23 protein-coding genes are annotated in these 22,633 nt (G+C 66.6%); 16 read left to right on the forward strand and 7 right to left on the reverse strand.

Annotation, left to right across the window (positions count from 1 at the left end; translation table 11 throughout):
- Window positions 1-36 precede the first annotated feature (36 nt).
- Window positions 37-603, reverse strand: coding sequence for a phasin family protein (locus ACV22W_RS27695; RefSeq protein WP_448022684.1), 567 nt, complete (start codon window positions 601-603; stop codon window positions 37-39).
- A gap of 654 nt (window positions 604-1,257) precedes the next feature.
- On the opposite strand from ACV22W_RS27695, the gene pbpG reads away from it, so the two are divergent.
- Window positions 1,258-2,409: a D-alanyl-D-alanine endopeptidase gene (pbpG, locus tag ACV22W_RS27700; RefSeq protein WP_448022685.1), complete on the forward strand. Its 1,152-nt coding sequence runs from the start codon at window positions 1,258-1,260 to the stop codon at window positions 2,407-2,409.
- 100 nt (window positions 2,410-2,509) lie between these two features.
- Here the strand turns inward: pbpG and ACV22W_RS27705 are convergent, their stop codons facing one another.
- Complete coding sequence (locus ACV22W_RS27705) at window positions 2,510-3,319, reverse strand: IclR family transcriptional regulator (RefSeq protein ID WP_448022686.1); 810 nt, start codon at window positions 3,317-3,319, stop codon at window positions 2,510-2,512.
- A gap of 183 nt (window positions 3,320-3,502) precedes the next feature.
- Between ACV22W_RS27705 and ACV22W_RS27710 the strand changes: the two genes are divergently transcribed.
- From ACV22W_RS27710 to iscX, 12 genes are all read left to right on the forward strand, one after another.
- Window positions 3,503-4,225, forward strand: coding sequence for a (Fe-S)-binding protein (locus ACV22W_RS27710; RefSeq protein ID WP_448022687.1), 723 nt, complete (start codon window positions 3,503-3,505; stop codon window positions 4,223-4,225).
- A gap of 34 nt (window positions 4,226-4,259) precedes the next feature.
- Window positions 4,260-5,672 carry a lactate utilization protein B gene (locus ACV22W_RS27715; RefSeq protein ID WP_448022688.1) on the forward strand — a complete coding sequence of 471 codons (1,413 nt, stop codon included), beginning with the start codon at window positions 4,260-4,262 and terminating at the stop codon, window positions 5,670-5,672.
- A 127-nt stretch (window positions 5,673-5,799) separates the two neighbouring features.
- Window positions 5,800-6,027, forward strand: coding sequence for a hypothetical protein (locus tag ACV22W_RS27720; RefSeq protein ID WP_448022689.1), 228 nt, complete (start codon window positions 5,800-5,802; stop codon window positions 6,025-6,027).
- A gap of 101 nt (window positions 6,028-6,128) precedes the next feature.
- Window positions 6,129-6,611: a low molecular weight protein-tyrosine-phosphatase gene (locus ACV22W_RS27725; RefSeq protein ID WP_448022690.1), complete on the forward strand. Its 483-nt coding sequence runs from the start codon at window positions 6,129-6,131 to the stop codon at window positions 6,609-6,611.
- A gap of 119 nt (window positions 6,612-6,730) precedes the next feature.
- On the forward strand, window positions 6,731-7,270 hold the full coding sequence (gene iscR / locus ACV22W_RS27730) for a Fe-S cluster assembly transcriptional regulator IscR (protein ID WP_009691731.1): 540 nt from the start codon (window positions 6,731-6,733) through the stop codon (window positions 7,268-7,270).
- Window positions 7,271-7,333: 63 nt separating this feature from the next.
- Complete coding sequence (locus tag ACV22W_RS27735) at window positions 7,334-8,557, forward strand: IscS subfamily cysteine desulfurase (protein ID WP_175908669.1); 1,224 nt, start codon at window positions 7,334-7,336, stop codon at window positions 8,555-8,557.
- Window positions 8,558-8,625: 68 nt separating this feature from the next.
- Complete coding sequence (iscU, locus tag ACV22W_RS27740) at window positions 8,626-9,033, forward strand: Fe-S cluster assembly scaffold IscU (RefSeq protein ID WP_009691729.1); 408 nt, start codon at window positions 8,626-8,628, stop codon at window positions 9,031-9,033.
- A 167-nt stretch (window positions 9,034-9,200) separates the two neighbouring features.
- A complete protein-coding gene (gene iscA, locus ACV22W_RS27745) occupies window positions 9,201-9,524 on the forward strand; it encodes an iron-sulfur cluster assembly protein IscA (RefSeq protein ID WP_011885413.1) in 324 nt (107 codons plus the stop codon).
- A gap of 94 nt (window positions 9,525-9,618) precedes the next feature.
- Window positions 9,619-10,146: a Fe-S protein assembly co-chaperone HscB gene (gene hscB, locus ACV22W_RS27750; RefSeq protein WP_034176899.1), complete on the forward strand. Its 528-nt coding sequence runs from the start codon at window positions 9,619-9,621 to the stop codon at window positions 10,144-10,146.
- Window positions 10,147-10,200: 54 nt separating this feature from the next.
- A complete protein-coding gene (hscA, locus tag ACV22W_RS27755; protein WP_448022691.1) occupies window positions 10,201-12,069 on the forward strand; it encodes a Fe-S protein assembly chaperone HscA in 1,869 nt (622 codons plus the stop codon).
- An 84-nt stretch (window positions 12,070-12,153) separates the two neighbouring features.
- A complete protein-coding gene (gene fdx / locus ACV22W_RS27760; protein ID WP_059464189.1) occupies window positions 12,154-12,495 on the forward strand; it encodes an ISC system 2Fe-2S type ferredoxin in 342 nt (113 codons plus the stop codon).
- A 44-nt stretch (window positions 12,496-12,539) separates the two neighbouring features.
- On the forward strand, window positions 12,540-12,749 hold the full coding sequence (gene iscX / locus ACV22W_RS27765; protein WP_040144569.1) for a Fe-S cluster assembly protein IscX: 210 nt from the start codon (window positions 12,540-12,542) through the stop codon (window positions 12,747-12,749).
- Window positions 12,750-12,877: 128 nt separating this feature from the next.
- Here iscX and ACV22W_RS27770 read toward each other — a convergent pair whose 3' ends face one another.
- From ACV22W_RS27770 to ACV22W_RS27790, 5 genes are all read right to left on the reverse strand, one after another.
- Window positions 12,878-13,621: a glycine zipper 2TM domain-containing protein gene (locus tag ACV22W_RS27770; protein WP_448022692.1), complete on the reverse strand. Its 744-nt coding sequence runs from the start codon at window positions 13,619-13,621 to the stop codon at window positions 12,878-12,880.
- A gap of 346 nt (window positions 13,622-13,967) precedes the next feature.
- Window positions 13,968-15,494 carry a lysine--tRNA ligase gene (lysS, locus tag ACV22W_RS27775; RefSeq protein WP_124622328.1) on the reverse strand — a complete coding sequence of 509 codons (1,527 nt, stop codon included), beginning with the start codon at window positions 15,492-15,494 and terminating at the stop codon, window positions 13,968-13,970.
- 75 nt (window positions 15,495-15,569) lie between these two features.
- A protein-coding gene (gene prfB / locus ACV22W_RS27780; protein WP_107938119.1) for a peptide chain release factor 2 occupies window positions 15,570-16,674 on the reverse strand; the annotation gives its coding sequence in 2 pieces (ribosomal slippage) (window positions 15,570-16,592 and window positions 16,594-16,674; 1,104 coding nt in all).
- A gap of 161 nt (window positions 16,675-16,835) precedes the next feature.
- Entirely contained in the window at window positions 16,836-18,533 is a 1,698-nt protein-coding gene (gene recJ, locus ACV22W_RS27785) for a single-stranded-DNA-specific exonuclease RecJ (RefSeq protein WP_059817835.1), read from the reverse strand.
- A gap of 10 nt (window positions 18,534-18,543) precedes the next feature.
- Window positions 18,544-19,620: a regulator gene (locus ACV22W_RS27790; RefSeq protein WP_448022693.1), complete on the reverse strand. Its 1,077-nt coding sequence runs from the start codon at window positions 19,618-19,620 to the stop codon at window positions 18,544-18,546.
- A gap of 152 nt (window positions 19,621-19,772) precedes the next feature.
- Between ACV22W_RS27790 and ACV22W_RS27795 the strand changes: the two genes are divergently transcribed.
- The 3 genes from ACV22W_RS27795 to ACV22W_RS27805 all read left to right on the forward strand — a co-directional run bounded on the left by ACV22W_RS27795 (window position 19,773) and on the right by ACV22W_RS27805 (window position 22,630).
- A complete protein-coding gene (locus tag ACV22W_RS27795) occupies window positions 19,773-21,026 on the forward strand; it encodes a lipoprotein-releasing ABC transporter permease subunit (protein WP_059535838.1) in 1,254 nt (417 codons plus the stop codon).
- Window positions 21,019-21,777 carry a lipoprotein-releasing ABC transporter ATP-binding protein LolD gene (lolD, locus tag ACV22W_RS27800; RefSeq protein ID WP_448022694.1) on the forward strand — a complete coding sequence of 253 codons (759 nt, stop codon included), beginning with the start codon at window positions 21,019-21,021 and terminating at the stop codon, window positions 21,775-21,777. The genes ACV22W_RS27795 and lolD overlap by 8 nt, the downstream gene beginning before the upstream one ends.
- A gap of 64 nt (window positions 21,778-21,841) precedes the next feature.
- Window positions 21,842-22,630 (forward strand): TatD family hydrolase, encoded by a 789-nt coding sequence (locus ACV22W_RS27805; RefSeq protein ID WP_448022695.1) that lies wholly within the window; start codon window positions 21,842-21,844, stop codon window positions 22,628-22,630.
- Window positions 22,631-22,633 lie beyond the last annotated feature (3 nt).

Here is a 22,633-nt window from a genome sequence, read left to right on the forward strand (position 1 = left end):
CGCGCAATGCGCGGCTTTTTCAGGAGCAGGGGACGCTTACGCGGCCGGCTTGCTCGAACGGCGCGATGCAGCAGCGGTCGCAGCCTTCGTCGCGACAGCGGCGGCCGCGTTGAAGTTCGTTTCGGCGATCTCGACGGCCTGCTTGGCAGCCTTCTGGACCGTTTCGTACGTCGTGTTCGCTGCGTTCAGTGCCGACTTCAGTGCGGCGACAGCCGTTTCCGAACCGGCCGGGGCGTTCTTCGCGACGTTGTCGACGAGCGCCTGGACCTTCTTGTTCTGCTCTTCGAATTGCGCTTCGGCAACCTTCGCGAACTCGGCTTGCGTCGACGAGGCGATTTCATACAGGTGACGGCTGTACGACAGCACCTTTTCCGCGACCGGCTGCGAGAGGCTCGCTTGCAGCGCGATCAGTTCCTGTGCGTCCTTCACCGACAGCAGGCGCTGAGCGTTTTCCTGGCTTTCCGCCAGCGACGACTTCACGACCTGCAGGTTGAGTTCGATCAACTTTTCGACGCCTTCGAACGCCTTGGTCGTCAGACCGAACAGGCTTTCGAGGTTGGCTTTCTGTGCGGCGGCGATTTGCTCGGGGGTCAGCAAGGACATGTCAAGCTCCTGAAAAGCGATCGCGTCGATCGCAGGGGTAAGGGGCACTACGCTGGGGAACCTCGGATCCGCGTGCTTTGTGCAACGCAGCAATGAGTCGTATTTTAGGGCAGAGAAAACACTTGTCAAGTATTTTTTGTGCGTTGCACAATCGCGACAAATTATCGATAAAACAACGAGTTATCATGCCCATCCGGAATCGGTTTCAGGCGTGATCCCACATGGTGCGCACCGGGCCGGGGAAGGCGCGGCGCACCATGATCATGCACAGGTAAACCTGACAGGCATGTGGAACGTTATGCTTCTGTTCCTGTCGAAAAGCGCGCCGTTTCACTGCGCGTGCCGTGGCGATGTGCCGCCGCCGCGGTCGACACCGGTGCCGCAGGCACACCGAGCGCCGGGTACGTACTTTCCCCGCTTTAATTCGTCGCCAAAGTGACGTTATCTCAATTAACCGTGTGGTAATCGGGAGACGGGTGCTGTCGGGCAGCGCATCTCATCAATTTTTTCGATGGGAGCGGGAGGGTTGATCGACTCGTTCTTGGTCAACTCTTACATTCCGGTTTAACGACGATCGGTAAGTGCCTAATATTGCTCTTTTTTTCAGCTTTAACTACACTTGCGGAAACTCCCGCCCGCTTTGTCCAGACCCCAATGAAAGCCGAATCGTTTTCACCGCGCAGATTGTTGCAGAGCATGACGCTCGGCACGGCTGTGTCGGTCGCCGTCGCCTTGCTGGCGACCGCTGCGTCCGTCGCACCCGCTGACGCCTTTGCCGCCACTGCGAAGACCCACCAGGCCGCCAAGAAAGCCGCTTCCACTTCTTCGGCGAAGAAGAAGACGGTGAAGGCCGCCTCCGCGAAATCCGCCAACGTCGCGTCGGCCGATGCGCCGAGGGCAACGCGCAAGCGCGCGACGCTCGCGTCGAACGTACACGGCCACCGCGGCGCGGTGCGCAAGGTTGCGTTCCAGCCGCGTCGCCCGACGGTTGGCCAGGCGTTCGGCCTGCACGACACGCCGGATGCCCTCGCGCTGCGCTCGAGCGTCGCGTACGTCGTCGACCAGAACACCGGCGAGCCGCTGTTCGACAAGAATTCGCACGCCGTCGTGCCGATCGCATCGATCTCGAAGCTGATGACGGCAATGGTCGTGCTCGACTCGAAATCGCCGATGACCGACCAGATCGAAGTCACCGACGAAGACCGCGACTACGAGAAGGGCACGGGCTCGCGCCTGTCGGTCGGCTCGGTTCTGTCGCGCGAGGACATGCTGCACATCGCGCTGATGGCGTCGGAAAACCGTGCCGCTGCCGCGCTGTCGCGCTACTACCCGGGTGGCCGTCCAGCGTTCATCGCGGCGATGAACGCGAAGGCGAAGTCGCTCGGCATGAACGACACGCACTTCGAGAATTCGACGGGCCTGTCGAGCTCGAACGTGTCGAGCGCGCGCGACCTCGTGAAGATGGTCAACGCGGCGTACCAGTACCCGATGATTCGCCAGTTCTCGACCGACCGCACGTACGACGTCAATACGGGCAAGCGCAACCTGGTCTACAACAGCACGAACGCGCTGATCCGCGGCAACGGCTCGTGGGACATCGGCCTGCAGAAGACGGGCTTCATCAACGAGGCAGGCGAATGTCTCGTGATGCAGGCGACGATCCACGGCCGGCCGATGGTGATGGTGCTGCTGGATTCGTTCGGCAAGTACTCGCGTTTCGCCGACGCGGCGCGCCTGCGCAACTGGCTCGACGCCGGCGGCGGCGAGCGCCTGACGGCGGCCAACACGGCGAACGGCGGCACCTGATCGCGCCACGGCGGTTCGCCGCCGTACCGTCGCCGCAAAGAAAAAGCCCCGCAATCGCGGGGCTTTTTTCGTCCGGCCGCCGTGCGGCGGGCGGTGCGGGTCATGCGTGCCGTTGCAGCCCTTCGGCGTTCTTCGCGGGTTCCGGGCGGTAGCCGAGCGATTCCGAAATGGTGAGGGCGGTGCGGCTCAACTGGCCGAGCCACGCGTCCTGCAGGCGATCGGCCGGTGCCGACAGCGACAGGCCAGCGACGAGCTTGCCCGAGTCGTCGTAGATGCCGGCCGCGATACAGCGCACGCCCAGCTCCAGTTCCTCGTTGTCACGCGCGCACGCTTGCTGGCGCACGAGCGTCAGTTCGCGCTCGAGCTTTGCGATATCGGTAATGCTGTTCTGCGTATGGCCGGACAGCCCGGTGCGTGTCGCGTAGGCGCGCACGCGCGACGTTTCGTCGACCGCGAGAAACAGCTTGCCGACCGACGTCAGGTGCAGCGGCGCGCGGCCGCCGATCGCGCGGACGACCTGCATCCCCGAGCGCTCCGAATACGCGCGCTCGATATAGACGATTTCGTCGCCCTGGCGTACCGACAGGTTCACGGTCTGGCCGGTCAGGCGGTGCAACTCGCGCATCGGCATCAGCGCGGCGTCGCGTACCGACAGGCGCGCCTTCACGAGGTTGCCGAGTTCGAGCAGCCGCATGCCGAGCCGGTAGGTGCCGGGGTCGGAGCGGTCGACGAGGCGGCAGGTCACCATGTCGTTGAGGATGCGGTGCGCGGTAGACGGATGCAGCTCGGTGCGCTGCGCAAGCTCCTTCAGGCTGACGGGGTCGCTGTGCGCGGCGAGCGCGTCCAGCAGCCGCATCATGCGTTCGATCACCTGGATCGACGTTTTGGAATCCGGGGTGGGTTGGCTCATGTCGGGGGAGAATCGGTTGACGCATCAAGCGGTGGTTGCGTCGATTGTATCTCGTATCGTGAAAAAAGCGAACGCCGTTCGAGGAAGTCCTCGTTTCCGGCCGTGCGTGCTTGCGCGCGCGCCGGCGTTGGTCTTGCCGGCCAAACGGCGGATAATGAGAGCCGTTTTCTCGAAGGAGCGCATATGCGAGTCGGTTTGTTCGTGACCTGCCTGGTCGACCTGATGCGTCCGGAAATCGGTTTTTCCGCGCTGAAACTGATTCGCGAAGCCGGCTACGAGGTGTTCGTGCCGCCCGCGCAAACCTGCTGCGGCCAGCCGGCCTACAACTCGGGCGACCGCGCGCTCGCACGCGATCTCGCCGAAAAGACGCTGCGCGAGTTCGAGCAGTTCGACTATGTCGTCGCGCCGTCGGGCTCGTGCGGCGGCATGATCCGCACGCACTACGCCGACCTGTTCCGCGACGACCCCGAACTGATGGGCCGCTATGCGCGATTCCAGCAGAACGTCTATGAACTGACGGATTTCCTCGCGAACGTCGCGAAGGTGACGCTCGCGCCCGGTGAATTCACGGGGCCCGTCACCTATCACGACTCGTGCTCGGGCCTGCGCGAGCTCGGCGTGAAGGCGCAGCCGCGCGCGCTGCTCGCGCAGCGCGGCGTGGCCGTCACCGAGATGAAGGACTGCGAGCACTGCTGCGGTTTCGGCGGCACGTTCGCGGTCAAGTACGGCGACATTTCGGCGGCCATCGCGGACGAGAAATGCGCGAACGTGCGCGCATCCGGCGCAGGCGCCGTCGTGCTCGGCGATCTCGGCTGCATGCTGAACATCGAAGGGCGGTTGCGCCGCACGGGCGACCGCGACACGCGCGTGCTGCACGTCGCGCAGGTGCTGGCGGGCGACGTCTGACGCCCGGTTCCGCTCACTTTTCCCCGATACCGCGATGCAAGTCCAATCGATGCATTTCAAGGCCCGTGCCGGCCAGAAACTGGCCGACCAGCGCCTTCAGCAGAACCTGAAGAAGCTGTCGACGAAGTTCGTGTCCGCACGCGCCGACGCGATGACCGCGATCGACTTCCAGGCGACGCGCGCCGCGCTGAAGGCGCGCCGCAACCGTGCACTGGAGAATCTCGATGTGTGGCTCGAGGCGTTCGAACGCGAGGCGACGCGGCGCGGCACAACGGTGCTGTTCGCGGAAACGACCGATGACGCCGCGCGGCTCGTCGCCGACATCGCGCGACGCCATGACGTGAAGAAGGTCATCAAGACGAAGTCGATGGTGTCCGAGGAAATGCGCCTGAACGCGGTGCTTGCCGAGATGGGTGTGCAGTCGATCGAAACGGACCTCGGCGAATACATCCTGCAGATCAACGACAACGAGCCGCCGAGTCACATCATCGCGCCCGTCGTGCACAAGGACAAGGACGAGATCGCGGACCTGTTCGCGCGCACGCACCACCGCGAGCGTCTGACCGAGATCCCCGACATGACACGCGAGGCGCGTGAGGTGCTGCGCCCGCATTTTCTGTCGGCCGACATGGGGGTGACCGGCGGCAACTTCGTGATCGCGGAGACGGGGTCGGTCGCGGTCGTCACGAACGAAGGCAACGAAGGGATGTGCACGGTGATGCCGCGCGTGCATGTCGCGGTGACGGGCATCGAGAAGGTGCTGCCGACGCTCGAGGATCTCGCGACCGCGATGCGTCTGCTGCCGCGCTCGGCGACCGGGCAGAAGACCTCGAACTATTTCTCGCTGCTCACCGGGCCGCGCGGCCCCGGCGACGAGGACGGCCCGGAGCACAACTACGTGGTGCTCGTCGACGGCGGCCGCACGGGACTGATCGGCGGCCATTTCCAGGAGATGCTGCGCTGCATTCGCTGCGGCGCCTGCATGAACCACTGCCCGGTATATCAGAAGGTCGGCGGGCACGCGTACGGATGGGTCTATCCGGGCCCGATGGGCTCGGTGCTCACGCCGAGCTACGTCGGGCTCGACCGAGCGCTCGACTTGCCGCAGGCCGCGACGCTGTGCGGCGAATGCGACAGCGTGTGCCCGGCCGGGATCCCGTTGTCGCACTTGCTGCGCACGCTGCGCGAGAAACAGGTCGAGCGGCATCTGCGGCCGTGGCGCGAGCGCGCCGCGCTCGCCGCGTGGGGCTTTGTCGCACGCCGGCCGATGCTGTACGCCCTCACGACCAAGCTTGCGGTGCGCATCCTCGAGCGGCTGGGCGGCAATGGCGGCACGCTGCGGCGCCTGCCGATGATGGGCGGCTGGATGGACACGCGTGACATGCCGACGCCGACCGGACGCACCTTCCGCGAACTATACGCGGCATCGCAAAGCCACCTCGGCTGACGACTGTTCATCGAGCGACAACAGTGCGTTCGCTATTCATGTATTTATCTCGATAGGTGCGGTCTATAGAATCCTGCCTGTAGTCCCCGGAATCGGGTTTCGGGGCATGAGGTCAAGGAGCCGCATCATGAGAAAGACAATATCGATGTACTGGCCGCTGGCAATCGTCGTTCCGCTCGCCGCGGTCGCTTATCTGCACGCGATGGCCGACGCGCCGTCGCGTGGCCCGCTCGCCGTTCATCAGGCATCGGCCGAACTCGCGCGCGCGGTGTCGTTCGGGCTGGTCGGCGACGCGGCGAAGCCGCTGCCGGCCGTATCCGGCGACGTCGCACTCGTCGCACCCAAGGCGCTGTAAGGCACGCCGCCGTCGCTTTGCGCGGCGGCGCGATTCCGGGCGCCTTTGTATAATGGCGTGTTCTTCTTCCACGCGGTTCGCCGCGGCTTTTCGATAGTGCGATGACCCGCGTTGCGATCTGTTTCGTCTGTCTCGGCAACATCTGCCGTTCGCCCACGGCGGAAGGCGTGATGCGCCATCAAGTCGAAGCGGCCGGGCTGGCCGATCGGATCGCGATCGATTCGGCCGGGACCGGCGACTGGCACGTCGGCGAGCCGCCCGACACGCGCGCGCAGGCGGCGGCCAGCACCCGCGGCTACGACCTGTCGGCGCTGCGGGCGCGGCAGGTGAGCGCGGTGGATTTCGAGCGGTTCGATCTGCTGTTGGCGATGGACGAAGCCAATTTTGCGGAGTTGCGGCGGCGCTGCCCGCCCGGGCATCGCGACAAGGTGCGCCTCCTGATGGAATTCGCGCCGGGCGCGACCGAGACCGAAGTGGCGGATCCTTATTTCGGCGGCGCGCAGGGCTTCGAACAGGTGCTCGACCAGGTCGAGCGCGCATGCGCGGGCCTGCTGGACACCCTCCAGAGCGGCGCCGCACGCTGATCGCGACGGGGTGTATTCAGCGATTTGCGAATACCCTGTCGAAGACATGGATACTTGACTAAAAACGTCAAATATTTATACTTGACCAAAATCGTCAAGATTGCAGTCCCCTAGACACCATGAGACTCACCACCAAAGGCCGTTTCGCCGTCACGGCGATGATTGACTTGGCACTGCGCCAGGAGCAGGGCCCGGTGACGCTTGCAGGCATCAGCCAGCGCCAGCGGATTTCGCTCTCGTATCTCGAACAGCTGTTCGGCAAGCTGCGCAGGCATGAAATCGTCGAATCCGTGCGCGGCCCGGGCGGCGGCTACAACCTCGCGCGCCGCGCGCAGGACGTCACCGTCGCCGACATCATCATCGCGGTCGATGAACCGCTCGACGCCACGCAGTGCGGCGGCAAAGGCACGTGCGACGGCTCGAAGCAGCCCGACGGCCATTGCATGACGCACGAGCTGTGGTCGACCCTGAACCAGAAAATGGTCGAATACCTCGATTCGGTATCGCTGCAGGATCTCGTCGATCAGCAGCGCGCACGCGAGGGCGCACCCGCGGTGCTGCGCGACCGGCGCACGCCGGAGCCCGTCGCGGCGCCGGCCGAACCGGTGCGCACGATGCCGCTCGGTCCCAATTCGGTGTTCAACATCGCGAGTTCGTGAGCGCGAACGCGCCGCACACCCCATAACGCACATAGTCCCTGCACAGAATTCCCGGAGCGACAGATGACCCAAGAGACTCTCCACCTGCCCATCTATATGGATTACAGCGCGACGACGCCGGTCGACCCGCGCGTGGTCGACAAGATGGTGCCGTACCTGCGCGAGCAGTTCGGCAACCCGGCGTCGCGCAGCCACGCATACGGCTGGGACGCGGAACGCGCGGTCGAGGAAGCGCGTGAGCAGGTGGCCGCGCTCGTGAACGCGGATCCGCGCGAGATCATCTGGACGTCCGGCGCGACGGAGTCGGACAACCTCGCCATCAAGGGCGCCGCGAATTTCTACAAGGGCAAGGGCAAGCACATCATCACGGTGAAGACCGAGCACAAGGCCGTGCTCGACACCTGCCGCGAGCTCGAGCGCGACGGCTTCGAAGTCACCTATCTCGACGTGAAGGAAGACGGTCTGATCGACCTCGACGTGTTCAAGGCCGCGCTGCGCCCGGACACGATCCTCGTGTCGGTCATGCACGTGAACAACGAGATCGGCGTGATCCAGGACATCGAGACGATCGGCGAGATCTGCCGCGAGAAGGGCATCGTGTTCCACGTCGACGCCGCACAGTCGACCGGCAAGGTCGAGATCGACCTCGCGAAGCTGAAGGTCGACCTGATGTCGTTCTCGGCGCACAAGACCTACGGCCCGAAGGGCATCGGCGCGCTGTACGTGCGCCGCAAGCCGCGCGTGCGCATCGAAGCGCAGATGCACGGCGGCGGCCACGAGCGCGGGATGCGTTCGGGCACGCTGGCGACGCACCAGATCGTCGGCATGGGTGAAGCGTTCCGCATCGCGCGTGAAGAAATGGCGACCGAGAACGAGCGCATCCGCATGCTGCGCGACAAGCTGCTGCGCGGCCTGTCGCAGATCGAGGAAACGTACGTGAACGGCGACATGGAGCACCGTGTCCCGCACAACCTGAACATCAGCTTCAACTTCGTCGAAGGCGAGTCGCTGATCATGGCGATCAAGGACGTCGCGGTGTCGTCGGGCTCGGCGTGCACGTCGGCGTCGCTGGAGCCGTCGTACGTGCTGCGTGCACTCGGCCGCAACGACGAACTCGCGCACAGCTCGATCCGCTTCACGGTCGGCCGCTTCACGACGGAGCAGGACGTCGACTTCGTGATCGCTCTGCTGAACAGCAAGATCGCGAAGCTGCGCGAACTGTCGCCGCTCTGGGAAATGCACCAGGAAGGCATCGATCTGTCGACGATCGAATGGGCCGCACACTGAACACCGCATTGAATACATTCGCGGGCGGATTTGCGCACGCAGACGTAACGAGTCAAGGAGTCTGAGTCATGTCATACAGCAACAAGGTTCTGGATCACTACGAAAACCCGCGTAACGTCGGTTCGTTCGCGAAAGACGACGACGCGGTCGGCACGGGCATGGTCGGCGCGCCGGCCTGCGGCGACGTGATGAAGCTGCAGATCCGCGTCGGCGCGGACGGCGTGATCGAAGACGCGAAGTTCAAGACGTACGGCTGCGGTTCGGCGATCGCGTCGAGCTCGCTCGTGACCGAATGGGTGAAGGGCAAGACCCTCGACGAGGCGCTGTCGATCAAGAACACGCAGATCGCCGAAGAGCTGGCCCTGCCGCCGGTGAAGATTCACTGCTCGATTCTCGCGGAAGACGCGATCAAGGCAGCCGTGGCCGACTACAAGAAGCGCCACGACACGAAGGAAGGCGATCAGGCAGCGGCCTGAGCGGTCTCGAGCGGCTTCGCAAGAAAACGCCGGGCCGCCCCAAGTTTTCCGCCCCGTAGGAAGTCCCCTTGAGGGATGACCCCCTGGGGGGCTGGCGCGAAGCGACAGGTTTGGGGCGCTTAGACGGAACGCGGCGGGCCCCGGTGGCGCGCCGCGGCAAGGACATCATGGCAATTACACTGACCGAAAAAGCAGCACAGCACGTCCAGAAATACCTCGTCCGTCGCGGCAAGGGTGTGGGCCTGCGGCTTGGCGTTCGCACGACCGGGTGCTCGGGGCTCGCGTACAAGCTCGAGTATGTCGACGAGCTGGCCCCCGAGGATCAGGTGTTCGAGAGCCATGGCGTGAAGGTCGTGGTCGACCCGAAGAGCCTCGCGTACATCGACGGCACCGAGCTCGACTTCGCACGCGAAGGCCTGAACGAAGGGTTCAAGTTCAACAACCCGAACGTGAAGGACGAGTGCGGTTGCGGCGAATCGTTCCGCGTGTGACGCGGGTATCCGCGCGATGCGGGCAAGAGGCGGCACGAGCCGCCTTTTTAATGTGCGGCGTTTGCCGTGCGACGAACCGGAATTGAACGCGACGATGGTTTCGCTGAAAGACAGCCACTTCGATCTGTTTCACCTGCCGGCGCAATTCGCGCTCGACGAGGCTGCGCTCGACAGCGCGTATCGCACGGTGCAGACGCAGGTCCACCCGGACCGCTTCGCGGCGGCCGGCGACGCGCAAAAGCGCATCGCGATGCAATGGGCGACCCGTGCGAACGAGGCGTACCGCACGCTGCGCGATCCGCTGAAGCGCGCGACCTATCTGCTGTCGCTGCGTGGCGTCGATATCGGTGCCGAAAACAACACCGCGATGGAGCCCGCGTTCCTGATGCAGCAGATGGAGTGGCGCGAAGGCATCGAGGATGCCGCGGCCGCCCGCAACGTCGACGCGCTCGATGCGCTGCTCGCCGAATTGCGCGACGAAAAGCGCGTGCGCCTCGAGCGCCTCGGCACGCTGCTCGACAGCGCCGCCGACCAGGCCGCCGCCGAAGCCGTGCGCCAGCTGATGTTCATCGAACGGGTCGCGTCGGAAGTGGGTGCGCAGATCGAGCGCCTCGAAACTTAACCGCGTGCCTCGCGGCACGCGCAGCAAACGGGCCGAGCGCCCGAACGAACCAAGATGGCTTTACTGCAAATTTCCGAACCGGGCATGGCGCCGGCGCCGCACCAGCGGCGACTCGCTGTCGGGATCGATCTCGGCACGACGAACTCGCTCGTCGCGGCCGTGCGCAACAGCGTGCCCGAAGTGCTGCCGGACGACGCGGGCCGCGTGCTGCTGCCTTCCGTAGTCCGTTATCTGGAGAAGGGCAGCCGCCGCATCGGTCACGAAGCGAAGGAACAGGCCGCAAGCGATCCGCGCAACACGATCGTGTCGGTCAAGCGCTTCATGGGCCGCGGCAAGGCCGAGGTCGAAGGCGCGGCGAACGCGCCTTACGAATTCGTCGATGCACCGGGCATGGTGCAGATCCGCACGATCGACGGCGTGAAGAGCCCGGTCGAAGTATCGGCCGAGATTCTCGCGACGCTGCGTTACCGCGCGGAAGACACGCTCGGCGACGAACTGGTCGGCGCGGTGATCACGGTGCCCGCGTACTTCGACGACGCGCAGCGCCAGGCGACGAAGGATGCCGCGCGTCTTGCGGGCCTCAACGTGCTGCGCCTGCTGAACGAACCGACCGCGGCCGCGATCGCCTACGGTCTCGACAACGCGGCCGAAGGCCTCTACGCGGTGTACGACCTCGGCGGAGGCACGTTCGACCTGTCGATCCTGAAGCTGACCAAGGGTGTGTTCGAAGTGCTGGCAGCGGGCGGCGATTCCGCGCTCGGCGGCGACGATTTCGACCATGCACTGTTCGGCCATGTGCTCGCGCAGGCAGGCATCGACGCGAAGGCGCTCGCGCCCGAGGACGTGCGCCTGCTGCTCGATCGCGTGCGGGTGCTGAAGGAAGCGCTGTCGTCCGCGCCGCAGGCGGCGCTCGACGTGACGCTGTCGAGCGGTGCCCGGCTCGAGCAGACGGTCTCGCACGACACGTTCGCCGCGCTCGTCGAGCCGCTCGTGCAGCGTACGCTGACGCCGACCCGCAAGGCATTGCGCGATGCGCAGGTGAGCCCGGCCGACATCAAGGGCGTCGTGCTCGTCGGCGGCGCGACGCGCATGCCGGTGATTCGCGAGGCGGTCGCGAAGCATTTCGGCCAGCCGCCGCTCGTCAATCTCGATCCGGACCAGGTCGTCGCGCTCGGCGCGGCAATCCAGGCCGACCTGCTCGCCGGCAATCGCGGCAGCGGTGACGACTGGCTGCTGCTCGACGTGATCCCGCTGTCGCTCGGCGTCGAGACGATGGGCGGCCTCGTCGAGAAGATCATTCCGCGCAATTCGACGATTCCGATCGCGCGTGCACAGGAATTCACGACCTTCAAGGACGGCCAGACCGCGATGGCGATCCACGTCGTGCAGGGCGAGCGCGAGCTCGTCGCCGACTGCCGGTCGCTCGCGCGCTTCGAGCTGCGCGGCATCCCGCCGATGACGGCCGGTGCGGCGCGCATCCGCGTGACCTACCAGGTCGATGCGGACGGGTTGCTGTCGGTATTCGCGCGCGAGCAGCATTCGGGCGTCGAGGCGTCGGTCGTCGTGAAGCCGTCGTACGGCCTCGCTGACGACGACATCGCGAAGATGCTCGAGGACAGCTTCAAGACCGCCGAGATCGACATGCGGGCGCGCGCGCTGCGCGAAGCGCAAGTCGAGGCCGAGCGGATGATCGAGGCGACGCAGGCGGCGCTGGCGGCCGACGGCGAATTGCTCGACGACACCGAACGCACGCAGGTCGACGCGCTCGTCGCCGCGCTGCGCACGATCGCGCAGGGCGACGACACGGACGCGATCGAAACCGCGACCAAGACGCTGGCCGACGGCACCGACGAATTCGCGGCGCGCCGGATGGACAAGAGCATCAAGCGCGCACTGTCGGGCCGACGGCTCGACGAGATCTGAACGAACTGCGCGCGGGCCGGCGACTGCCCGCGCGATATTGAACCGTGCGGCGCCAGTCGCCGCACCCTGACTGACGGAACGGACATGCCTCAACTGGTGGTGCTGCCTCACGTCGAACTGTGCCCGGACGGCGCAGTGATCGACGCGACGCCCGGCAAGAGTATTTGCGACAACCTGCTCGACAACGGGATCGAGATCGAGCATGCGTGCGAGAAGTCGTGCGCATGCACGACCTGCCACGTGGTGATCCGCGAGGGCTTCAACGATCTCGACCCGTCCGACGAGGACGAAGACGACCTGCTCGACAAGGCGTGGGGCCTCGAGCCGACGTCGCGCCTGTCGTGCCAGGCAATCGTGAAGGAAGATTCTGACCTGGTGGTCGAGATCCCGAAGTACTCGATCAACCACGCGAAGGAAAATCACTGACGGATCGGCGGGGCGGACTCGCCGCGCACACGGGAGAGCAGGCCATGAAATGGACCGATTCGCGCGAAATCGCCATCGCGCTGGCAGACAAGCATCCGGACGTCGATCCGCAGCGGATCAATTTCGTCGACCTGCGACAATGGGTCATCGAACTGGACGGTTTCACCGACGACCCGGCGCACTCGGGCGAGAAGATCCTCGAAGCGATCCAGGCCCACTGGATCGATGAATCCGACTTCGACGACGAAGACTGAGATTCGCGCTGGCGCCTCGAGCCATGTGGCTCCGGCAACGCTCCCGCAAAAAGAAAAGGCTCGTGATGCTTCACGAGCCTTTTTCATTTCCGGCGCGGCGCAAGGGCCGCCCGGCGAGGCGTCAGGCGTTACGCGCCGACCAGCGTGCCGTTCTCGATCCGCACGCGCTGGCCCTGGCCGAACGGCGGCGGGTTGTGGTACGTGAAGGTGCGCGTCGCACCGCTTTCCATCTGGACCTGCACCTGATAGTCGGTTTCCGCCCGCACCTGCTTCTCGACCTGATTGCCGGCGAGACCGCCGCCGAGCGCGCCGATGATCGTCATCGCCGTGCGGCCGTTGCCGTGACCGAACTGGTTGCCGAGCAGGCCGCCGGCCGCTGCGCCGCCGACCGCGCCGATCCCCGAGCTCTGGCCCGGCGTACGCGTCTGCGTGATCGCGACGACGGTGCCGCAGGTCTGGCAATAGGCCGCCTGAGCGGGCGCGGACGGCTGCTGCGCGTATTGCGGCGGTTGCGGTGCCGGCGTATGGCGGCGGTGCGTGGCGGCAGGGCGCGGCGCGGGCTTCGGTTCGGCCTGGGCTGCCGCCGCCTTCTCGGCCGCTGCCTTCTGCTGCGCGGCCTGTTCGGCTGCCTGCTGCTGCGCTTGCGCGGCGAGCGCGGCGCTGGCCGCAGCGGCCGTATCGACGGCCGGCTGCGACGCGATCCGCGCGGCCTGGGTCTGGCCGTTCTGCGCATTGTTGCTGTTGGCCTTCGGGAAGATGCCCGTGATCGCTGCGGTGGCCGCGAGGCTCGCGACGATCACGGCGCCTGCCGCGGTCGCGATGAGCGGGTGAAGGCGTTGCTTTTGCGGCGTGGTTTGATTCTGGTTGTCCATTTTGTTCTCCGGTGTCGACCCGGCTTCGCACGTTGGCGCTGGCCGGATCCCACGCTCGGGAGCGAGCAGACTTGGCGTTCCGGCGCCGCGTTCTGGTCCCGTGGTCATGCGTGGTGACGCAACAGGAGTGTCGTCCACGGGCGAGGGTCGCACCGTATCAAGGTGTAACGAATTGCAGCGCAGGGGCGGCGGGCATTACCGGGGAAACCCGGAGAAGGCCGTTACGGCGAGGGGATAAAGCGGGGGACGATCGAAAACCGGCGAACGCCGGCGGGCGGGATTTACGCGTGGTTACAAAGCTGACGCGTGCGCGCCGCAGGGCGCGGCGCACACGCGGGCTCGGCCGTCAGTCTTCGCGGCGCAGGTGCGGGAACAGCAGCACGTCGCGGATCGTCGGGCTGTCGGTCAGCAGCATCACGAGACGGTCGATGCCGATCCCGCAACCGCCCGTCGGCGGCATCCCGTGTTCGAGCGCGCGGATGTAGTCGGCGTCGAAGAACATCGCTTCTTCGTCGCCTGCATCCTTTTGCTCGACCTGCTTCTTGAAGCGCGCGGCCTGATCTTCCGGATCATTCAGCTCCGAGAAGCCGTTCGCGATCTCGCGGCCGGTCATGAACAGCTCGAAACGCTCGGTGATGCCCGGCACCGTATCCGATGCGCGTGCGAGCGGCGACACCTCGACCGGGTAATCGATGATGTAGGTCGGCTCCCACAGCTGCGATTCGGCGGTTTCCTCGAACAGCGCGAGCTGCAGCGCGCCGATGCCGGCGTTCAGGAAGGCCGGCTGCGACACGTCCACGCCGAGGCGCTTCAGTTCGGAGCGCAGGAACGCGTCGTCCGACAGCTGGCCGTCGGTGTACTGCGGCGCGTACTTCTGGATCGCCTGCGTGATCGTCAGGCGGTGGAACGGCTTCGCGAGGTCGAGCTCACGGCCCTGGTACTGGATCGTCGCGGTGCCGAGCGCATCGATCGCCGCCTGGCGGATCAGCTGCTCGGTGAAGTCCATCAGCCAGCGGTAGTCGGTGTACGCGGCGTAGAACTCCATCATCGTGAATTCCGGGTTGTGGCGCGGCGACACGCCTTCATTCCGGAAGTTGCGGTTGATCTCGAACACGCGTTCGAAGCCGCCGACGATCAGGCGCTTCAGGTACAGCTCCGGCGCGATGCGCAGGAACATCTGCATGTCGAGCGCGTTGTGGTGCGTGACGAACGGCTTCGCCGCGGCGCCGCCCGGGATCGGGTGCAGCATCGGCGTTTCGACTTCCATGAAGTCGGCGTTGTCCATGAATTTGCGGATGGACGCGATGGTCTTGGTGCGCGCGCGGAACGTGTCGCGCGTTTCCGGCGTGACGATCAGGTCGACGTAGCGCTGGCGATAGCGCATTTCCTGGTCGGCGAGGCCGTGGAACTTGTCCGGCAGCGGACGCAGCGCCTTCGACAGCAGGCGCAGCTCCTTGCACTGGACCGACAGTTCGCCCTTGTTGGTGCGGAACAGCACGCCGCGTGCGGCGACGATGTCGCCGAGGTCCCACTTCTTGAATGCGTCGTAGGTTTCCGTGCCGACGTCGTTCGGCGTCACGAAGAACTGGATCTGGCCCGAACCGTCCTGCACCGTCGCGAAGCTCGCCTTGCCCATCACGCGCTTGAGCATCATGCGGCCGGCGACCGATACCTCGACCGGGTTCGCCTCGAGCGCGGCCTTGTCCGAGTCGGCGAATTTCGCCTGAAGATCGGCGGCGTGATGCGTCGGCCGGAAATCGTTCGGATAGGCGACGCCTTGCTCGCGCAATGCGCGCAGCTTCTCGCGGCGCTCGGCAATGATCTGGTTTTCGTCCGCCGCGACGGCGGGCTGCGTTTGGGTCGGTTCGGTCATGATGGTCGGAATTCGGAGTGGGTGCGGCAACGCAACGGGAAGGGCGGCGCGACCGCAGGGGCCGCGCCGCGGCGCTTACACGCCCTGTTTGAGGCTCGCGCTGATGAAGTCGTCGAGATCGCCGTCGAGCACGGCTTTCGTGTTGCTCATTTCGACGTTCGTACGAAGGTCCTTCACGCGGCTCTGGTCGAGCACGTACGAGCGGATCTGGTGACCCCAGCCCACATCGGTCTTGCTCGATTCGAGCTTGTCCTGCTCGGCCTGGCGCTTGCGCATTTCGGCTTCGTAGAGGCGCGACTTCAGCATGGCCATCGCTTCGGCGCGGTTGCGGTGCTGCGAGCGGTCGTTCTGGCACTGCACGACGATGCCGGTCGGCATGTGCGTGATCCGCACCGCCGAGTCGGTCTTGTTGATGTGCTGGCCGCCCGCGCCCGATGCGCGGTACGTGTCGATGCGCAGGTCGGCCGGGTTGACCTCGACTTCGATCGAGTCGTCGATTTCCGGATACACGAACACCGACGAGAACGACGTGTGGCGGCCGCCCGACGAGTCGAACGGCGACTTGCGCACGAGGCGGTGGATGCCGGTTTCGGTGCGCAGGAAGCCGTACGCATATTCGCCCGACACCTTGATCGTCGCGTTCTTGATGCCCGCGACGTCGCCGTCGGACTCTTCGAGCACTTCGGCCTTGAAGCCCTTGCGTTCGCAGTAGCGCAGGTACTGGCGCAGCAGCATCGATGCCCAGTCGCATGCCTCGGTGCCGCCGGCGCCGGCCTGGATGTCGATGAAGCAGTTGTTCGGGTCGGCCGGGTTCGAGAACATCCGGCGGAATTCGATGTCGCCGACGCGCGCTTCGAGCTTCTTCGCGTCGTCTTCGGATGCGACGAGGGTGTCTTCGTCGCCTTCCTCGCGTGCCAGCTCGAACAGGTCGAGCGCATCGCGCAGGTCGCTATCGAGTGCCGTCAGCGTCGTGACGACGCCTTCGAGCAGCTTCTTCTCGCGGCCGAGTGCCTGGGCGTTCTTCGAATCGTTCCAGACGTTCGGGTCTTCGAGTTCCTTGTTGACTTCGGTCAGACGCGCAGATTTGGCGTCGTAGTCAAAGATACCCCCGAAGCTCGCCCGCGCGCGTGCGCAGGTCGAGCAGGGAGCTTTCGATCGCGTTGAGACGTTCCGCTTCCATGATCGTTCGCTATTCTTGCTTCGTAAAAAAGCGGAATTATAGCCGATCGGCGGGGTTTCCCGGTGACGCGGAACGTGCTTGCATGCGCGCCGCGGCCCCGTTCGGCGCGGCGTGCATGCGGCCCGCGCGTGCCGCGGGCGGGTTGGCCGGGCGGGTGGCGCTCAGCCGGCCGCGTGTTCGACGATCAGCTGGACGCGCGTCACGCCGTTCCATGTGTCGGCCACGAGGCGGTACGCGATCAGCGCGCTCGCCGGCAGCGGCTCGGTGTGGTTGAACCAGATCGCGTTGAAGCGCTGGCGGCCGCGCGCCAGCTGCAGCTTCAGGTGCTTTTCCTTCACGAGCGACTGCGACACGACGTCGAATTCGCCGGAGAAAAGCGGGGCCGGAAAGCCCTGGCCCCAGACGGCTTCGTCGAGCAGCCCGACGAACTGCGGCGTGAAATACGCTTCCTCGAGTTCGCCGTCGGTCTCGATCACGCGCGCCAGCGCGTCGTCGGACAACCACTCGCGCGCGACGGCCTCGAATGCAGCCGCGAAGCGCGGCACGTTGTCGGTGTCGAGCGTGAGGCCGGCCGCCATCGCGTGGCCGCCGAACGCGACGATCAGGTCGGGTTCGCGCTTCGATACCAGGTCGAGCGCGTCACGCAGGTGGAAGCCGGGAATCGAGCGGCCCGAACCCTTGACCCGCGTGCCGGCTTCGTCCGCATGCGCGAACGTGAACGACGGGCGGTGGAATTTCTCCTTGAGCCGCCCGGCGACGATGCCGATCACGCCCTGGTGCCATTCCGGGTTGAACAGCGTGATCGTGCACGCGTCGGCCGGATCGACGTCGGCGAGATCGGCCAGCGCCTGCTGCTGCATGCCGGCCTCGATCTCGCGGCGCTCGCGGTTCATCGTGTCGAGCTGCTGCGCGAGGTCCCACGCGCGGCCGATGTCGTCGGTGATCAGGCACTCGATGCCGAGCGACATGTCCGAGAGCCGCCCGGCGGCGTTCAGGCGCGGGCCGAGGCCGAAGCCGAGGTCGAAGCCCGATGCAGTGCGCGCCTCGCGGCCGGCCGCGCGGAACAGCGCGGCGATGCCCGGCTGCATGCGGCCGTTGCGGATGCGCTGCAGCCCCTGCGCGACGAGCACGCGGTTGTTGCCGTCGAGCCGCACGACGTCGGCGACGGTGCCGAGCGCGACGAGGTCGAGCAGCCCGTCGAGGCGCGGTTCGGCCTCCTTGCTCGCGAACGCGCCGCGGCGGCGCAGTTCGGCGCGCAGCGCGAGCAGCACGTAGAACATCACGCCGACGCCGGCGATGTGCTTGCTCGGGAATGCGCAGCCGGGCTGGTTCGGGTTGACGATCGCGCGCGCGGCCGGCAGCGCGTCGCCGGGCAGGTGGTGATCGGTGACGAGCACGTCGATGCCGCGCGCGTTCGCGGCTTCGACGCCCGCGACGCTCGCGATCCCGTTGTCGACGGTGATCAGCAGGTCGGGCTTGCGCGCGGCCGCGAGTTCGACGATCTCGGGCGTGAGCCCGTAGCCGTATTCGAAGCGGTTCGGCACCAGGTAGTCGATCTGCGCGCCGAACATGCGCAGGCCCCGCACCGCGACCGCGCAGGCGGTCGCGCCGTCGCAGTCGTAGTCGGCGACGACCAGCAGGCGCCGCTTGTCGGCGATCGCGTCGGCGAGCAGCGCCGCGGCGTCCGCGCAGCCTTTCAGCTCGGTGGGCGGGACGAGGCGCGCGAGCGCCGTCTCGATGTCGGTCGGGGATTGCACGCCGCGCGATGCATACAGGCGCGCGAGGACGGGGTGGAGGCCGTGGCGCGCGAGCGCTTCGGCGTCGGCGGGCGCGACGGGGCGGGTAACGATCCGGGTCATACAGGTCGGGTTATTCGAACAGGGATGCCAGCGCGCGGCGGCGCCAGAACTTGCGCAGGTCGCCGCGCGTCGCGTGCAGCGTCACGGAGCTGGTGTCGCCGCACAGCGTGAAATCGACGCCGGCCAGCTCGCCGTTCTGCAGCGCGGCGAGGGACGGCGCGAACCAGTCGCGCTCGAGCGCGGCGAGCGCATCGTGCCAGCGTGGCCAGTCCTGCTCGATGTACGGGGCGGACAGCGTGGGCAGCTCGACGAGCGTCGCGCCGGCGGCGGCGGGCAGTGCGTCGAGTGCGGCCGGCACGGCGCCGGCTTCGGCTTGTGCGGCGCGCGCGAGGCCGAGTGCCGCGGGCGACGCGGACAACACGCGCGCGAACGGTTTGTCGACCGGCTTCAGCGTGCCTTGCGCATGGAACCAGATCGAGTTGACGGCGGGCAACCCGCGCGCTTCGCGCGCTTCGTTGACCGGATGCTGGAACCACGCCATCTGAACTTCGTTCTGCAGCTTCATCCACATCCGCGAGCGTTCGCCGGTGTGCGCCTCGTGCGGCAGCCAGATCTCGATGTTGCGACCGCTCGCGCGCAGCGGCGCTGCGCCGGCGAGGCGGGCGAGCTGTTCGCTCGACAGGTACCAGCGCGCCGGCTGCGGCGCCTCCAGCCGCACGCCGAGCTCCTCGATCAGCGGGCGCGCGACCGCCAGCAATGCGGCGGCGTCGCCGTCGTCGAGCGCGAGGCTCGCCGGGTCGACGAGCACGAGGTGATCGTGCGCGATTTCGACGTGGACGGGTTCGACGCACGCCCAGGCGTGGTTGCCCGGGTCGCCGCCGTCGGCCAGCAGCATGTAGGGCGCGAGCGGCGCCTCGTCGGCGGCGTTGCCCTGGGTCGCGCCGAACTGGCGGGCCAGCCAGCGCTCGTGTGGCAGCGTGCGCTGGAAGTCCTCGCCGGCCACGCGCTCGACGAGGCTTGCGCGGGCGAGCAACTTTTCGAGCGCGGGGCTGTCCAGCGTGTGCAGGGACGAGGTCGCATCGGCCGCCGACGGCAGCGCGAACGGAACGAGAAAATGGAGGCGTCGGTCGTGCATGATGGTGCGCATTGTATGGCAAACTGCGCGCGTGATCGGGCCGGCGCACGGCCCCATTGCGTCCGGCGACCGTTTTTCCGGCCGTGCCCGGGCGGCCGGCCGCCGCCGGACGGCGCTCCGGCCACGGGCCGCCATCCCCGCCGTAACCAGCAGAAAGGATTCGCTTGAAACTTCCGTACGAATGGCAGATCGGCTGGCGCTACACGCGCGCCGGCAAACGCACGACCGGCAACGGCTTCATTTCCTTCATCGCGCTCGTTTCGATGCTCGGGATCGCGCTCGGCGTCGCGGCGCTGATCGTCGTGCTGTCCGTGATGAACGGCTTCCAGAAGGAAGTGCGCGACCGCATGCTGTCGGTGCTTGCGCACGTCGAGGTATTCTCGCCGACTGGCTCGATGCCCGATTGGCAACTGACCGCGCAGGAAGCGCGCCGCAATACGTCGGTGATCGGCGCGGCGCCGTACGTCGACGCGCAGGCGCTGCTCACGCGCCAGGACGCGGTGAGCGGCGTGATGCTGCGCGGCGTCGAGCCGTCGCTCGAACCGCAGGTGTCGGACATCGGCAAGGACATGAAGGCGGGCCAGCTCGCCGCGCTCGTGCCCGGCCAGTTCGGCATCGTGCTCGGCGACGCGCTCGCCGGCAACCTCGGCGTGACGGTCGGCGACAAGGTCACGCTCGTCGCGCCCGAAGGCACGATCACGCCGGCCGGGATGATGCCGCGGCTCAAGCAGTTCACGGTGGTCGGCGTGTTCGAGTCGGGCCACTACGAATACGACAGCACGCTCGCGATGATCAACATCCGCGATGCGGAGGCGCTGTTCCGGATGTCCGCGCCGACTGGCGTGCGGCTGCGGCTCACCGACATGCAGAAGGCGCCGCAGGTCGCGGTCGAGCTGTCGCATACGCTGTCGGGCAGCCTGTACATCCGCGACTGGACCCAGCAGAACAAGACCTGGTTCTCGGCCGTGCAGATCGAGAAGCGGATGATGTTCATCATCCTCACGCTGATCATCGCGGTGGCCGCGTTCAACCTCGTGTCGTCGCTCGTGATGACGGTGACCAACAAGCAGGCCGACATCGCGATCCTGCGCACGCTCGGTGCGCAACCAGGCTCGATCATGAAGATCTTCGTCGTGCAGGGCGTGACGATCGGCTTCGTCGGCACCGCGTCGGGCGTCGCGCTCGGCTGCCTGATCGCGTGGAGCATTCCGTGGCTGATCCCGATGATCGAGCATCTGTTCGGCGTGCAGTTCCTGCCGCCGTCGGTGTACTTCATCAGCGAGCTGCCGTCGGAGCTCGTCGCGGGCGACGTCATCAAGATCGGCCTGATCGCGTTCGTGCTGTCGGCCGTCGCGACGCTCTATCCGAGCTGGCGCGGCGCGAAGGTGAAGCCGGCGGAGGCGCTGCGTTATGAATGATCGCGCGGCCGCATTGGCGGATACACGACAACCCATCAGACAGGATTCGGCAGGTATGCAGGAATACGTGCTTCAGGCGCGCGGGATCACGAAGGCGTTCGTGCAGGGCGGCTTCAACGTGCAGGTGCTCAACAACACCGAGCTGACGGTGCGGCGCGGCGAGAAGCTCGCGGTCGTCGGCGCGTCGGGCTCCGGCAAGAGCACGCTGCTGCACGTGCTGGGCGGCCTCGACGAGCCGAGCGCCGGCGAAGTGTCGCTGCTCGGCAAGCCGTTTACGCAACTCGCCGAGCGCGAGCGCAACGAGCTGCGCAACCGCGCGCTCGGCTTCGTCTACCAGTTCCATCACCTGCTGCCGGAATTCACCGCGCTCGACAACGTCGCGATGCCGCTGCGCATCCGCCGGATGACGACCGAGGACGCACGTGCGCAGGCACAGGCGATGCTCGAACGCGTCGGTCTCGGGCCGCGCGCGAAGCATCGGCCGGGCGAGCTGTCGGGCGGCGAGCGGCAACGCGTGGCGATCGCGCGTGCGCTGGTGACGAAGCCGGCGTGCGTGCTGGCCGACGAGCCGACCGGCAACCTCGACGGCACGACCGCCGACACGGTGTTCAACCTGATGCTCGAACTGTCCGAGACGCTCGAAACGAGCTTCGTGATCGTCACGCACGATCCCGAGCTCGCGGCGCGCTGCGACCGCATCATGCGCCTGCGCGACGGCGTGCTGCATGAGGAGCCGGCGCTGCCGGTGTGAACGAACGCCCCACCGTGCCGCCGGGTGAGTCCCGGCACGGCGGCGAGGGCGCAGGAAAGCCGCCATGTGGATCGATACGCATTGCCATCTCGATGCCGCCGAGTTCGACCCCGACCGCGACGCCGTCGCGCACGCGGCGCGCGCGGCCGGCGTGTCGCGCATCGTGATTCCAAGCATCGGGCGCGACAATTTCACGACCGTGCGCGAACTGGCGCAGCGCACGCCGGGTGCCGTCTACGCGCTCGGTATTCATCCGATGTATACGCCGCACGCGCGCGACGAGGATCTCGACCGCCTGCGCATGGAGATCGAGGCAAGCCTCGATGATCCGCGCTTCGTCGCGATCGGCGAGATCGGTCTCGACTACTTCGTGCCGGGCCTCGACGAGGACCGCCAGCAATTCTTCTATCAGGGGCAGCTCAAGCTCGCGCGCGAATTCGACCTCCCGGTGCTGTGCCACGTGCGCAAGTCGCAGGACCGCGTGCTCGCCGGGCTGCGCCGCCTTGGCGTGCGGCGCGGCATCGCGCATGCGTTCAACGGCAGTTTCCAGCAGGCCGATGCGTATCTCGCACAGGGGCTGCATCTCGGTTTCGGTGGCAACGTGACGTTCGGACGCGCGTTGCAGATCCGGCGGCTCGCCGCGCAGTTGCCGCTCGACGCGATCGTCGTCGAGACGGACGCACCCGACATCGCGCCCGAGTGGGCGTACAAGTCCCGCAACGCGCCCGACCAGGTGCCGCGCATCGGCGGCGTGCTCGCCGAACTGCGCGGGATCGACGCGCACGCGCTGTCCCTATCCACAACGGCTAACGCGCTCGCCGCGCTGCCGCGCCTCGCACTTTCGTCCGCATAATCG

The sequence above is a fragment of the Burkholderia sp. AW49-1 genome (assembly GCF_053427845.1).